This window comes from Streptomyces sp. NPDC059853, assembly GCF_042731495.1.
GTDB lineage: Bacteria > Actinomycetota > Actinomycetes > Streptomycetales > Streptomycetaceae > Streptomyces.
In genome coordinates, this window is sequence record NZ_JBHWJL010000504.1 from 1 (window position 1) to 2172 (window position 2172).

General features: G+C 77.2%; 2 protein-coding genes. One reads left to right on the plus strand and one right to left on the minus strand.

What is annotated here, in order from left to right:
- Positions 1–27 precede the first annotated feature (27 nt).
- On the minus strand, positions 28–825 hold the full coding sequence (locus tag ACFV5N_RS27310; protein WP_385605066.1) for a VOC family protein: 798 nt from the start codon (positions 823–825) through the stop codon (positions 28–30).
- Between the two features lie 130 nt (positions 826–955).
- Between ACFV5N_RS27310 and ACFV5N_RS27315 the strand changes: the two genes are divergently transcribed.
- Positions 956–1774, plus strand: coding sequence for a sulfurtransferase (locus tag ACFV5N_RS27315; RefSeq protein WP_385605069.1), 819 nt, complete (start codon positions 956–958; stop codon positions 1772–1774).
- Positions 1775–2172: the final 398 nt, after the last annotated feature.

Consider the following 2172-nt stretch of genomic DNA (forward strand, 5'->3'; position numbering starts at 1 on the left):
CCAGGTCGACAGCGCCCGCGGCGCCGGTTAGCTCTCGGCCGGCGGCCGCCGGCTCGGGTCCACCAGGGCGAACGGCGCGCCCTCCGGATCCTCCACCGCCGCCACGACGCCGAACGGCGTGTCGTGCGGCTCCTTCAGCAGCCGCCCGCCCAGCTCACCGACCCGGACGGCGTCCCGGTCGAGGTCGCGCACCGAGAAGTACGTCATCCAGTGCGGCCCCCGGTCCTGCGGCAGATCGGAGCCCACTCCGGCGATCCCGGCCACCGAACGGCCGCCGAGCCGCAGCGTGAGATGGTCCGTACCGGCCGGCAAGGCCGGGGTGGGCACCGCCTCGTAGCCGAAGACCATCGAGTAGAACTTGCTGACCAGCGACGTCTCCGGGGTGATCAGCTCCGTCCAGGCCGGGGCGCCCGGGGTCTCGTGGAACGGCGCACCATGGTACGTACGCCCCTCCCAGACCCCGAACGCGCCCCCGCACACATCCGCGGCGATGGCCAGCCGCCCCACCTGCTGGGCGTCCAGCGGGCCCACCGCCAGGGTGCCGCCGCAGTCCCGGATCATGGCGGTGGTGGCGTCGGCGTTGGCGGTGGCGATGTACGGCAGCCACGCGGAGGGACGCTGCAGGTCGGCCGCGATCTCGCCGACCCCGGCCACGGGGCGCCCCTCGTGCAGGGCGCGGACATACAGGCCCAGCTGCCCGGGCCCTTCCTCGAACTCCCATCCGAACAGGCTCCGGTAGAACTCCTGGCTTCCCGCCAGGTCGTGCACCATCAGACTCGCCCAGCAAGGTGTGCCCGGTCTGGGTGGAGCCGCTCCTACGGTCATGCTCGTCTCCTTGTGACCCTCATCGATGCGGTCCGGCATACGCCGGTGCCGCTCATCTCCAGTGTCCCCTGATCAAGGTCCCTACCGCTACGGCGCCTCGCCATGCCTGTTTCGGCGCGAGAATGGCGGGATGAGTGTGCTGATCACGGCGGCCGGCCTCGCCGCCGACCTCTCGGAACCGGTCCTGCTGGACATCCGCTGGCAGCTCGGCGGCCCGCCGGGGCGGCCCGCCTACGAGGCCGGGCACCTGCCCGGGGCGGTCTACGTGGACCTGGACACGGAGCTGGCGGGCCCCGCCGGCCCCGGCGGGCGGCATCCGCTGCCGGACCCGGAGGCGTTCGGCGCGGCGATGCGCCGGGCCGGGGTGCGGGAGGACCGGCCGGTGGTGGTGTACGACGGCGGGCAGGGCTGGGCGGCGGCGCGCGCCTGGTGGCTGCTGCGCTGGGCCGGACACCGGCGGGTCCGGGTGCTGGACGGCGGGCTGGCCGCCTGGGAGGGCGAGCTGACCCGCGAGGTGCCCGCGCCGGAGCCGGGCGACTTCGTCCCCCGGCCCGGTGGCATGCCGCTGCTGGACGCGGCGGACGCGGCCCAGCTGGCCCGGGACGGGCTGCTGCTGGACGCGCGGGCGGGGGAGCGGTACCGGGGCGAGGTGGAGCCGATCGACCCGGTGGGCGGCCACATCCCCGGCGCGGTGTCCGCGCCGACCACGGAGAACGTGACGCCCGCGGGCCTGCTGCGGGCCCCGGAGGAGCTGCGGGAGCGCTTCACGGCCCTGGGCGCGGCGGAGGGCACGCCGGTGGGCGTCTACTGCGGCTCGGGGGTCTCGGGCGCCCACACGGTGCTGGCCCTGGCGACGACGGGCATCGAGGCCGCGCTGTACGCGGGCTCGTGGAGCGAATGGACGACGGACCCCACCCGCCCGGTGGCGACCGGCCCCCTGCCCGGCTGAGCGGCCGGGGAGCGGCGCAGCCGCCCACCGGTGCGGTCCGTGGGCGGACGATGACCGTGGGCGGCCGGCGCCCCGCCCACCGGGGCGGCCCGTCCGCCCGGATCGCCCGTCACCGGTGAGCCCTCGGGGCCAGTCGTACGACCCGGCCCGTCGTCGCCCCTCGCGGCCGGGCTGTCGTGTGCCGCGGTGACCGGGCCTCCGGGACGGGCCGGGCCCACGTCCCCCGGCGCCGGTCCGGCTGGTCGTTCGGTGGGGGCGGCGACCCGGCCGTATGGCCCGGACCGCCGCGCGATCGGCGCCGGGGCGCGCCCCCGGCCGTCCCGTCCGGTCGGTTCCGCGCGGGGCCCGGGCGTGGCGCCCACCCGGACCGGCAGCCCCGCAGGGGTCCCGCGCGGAAC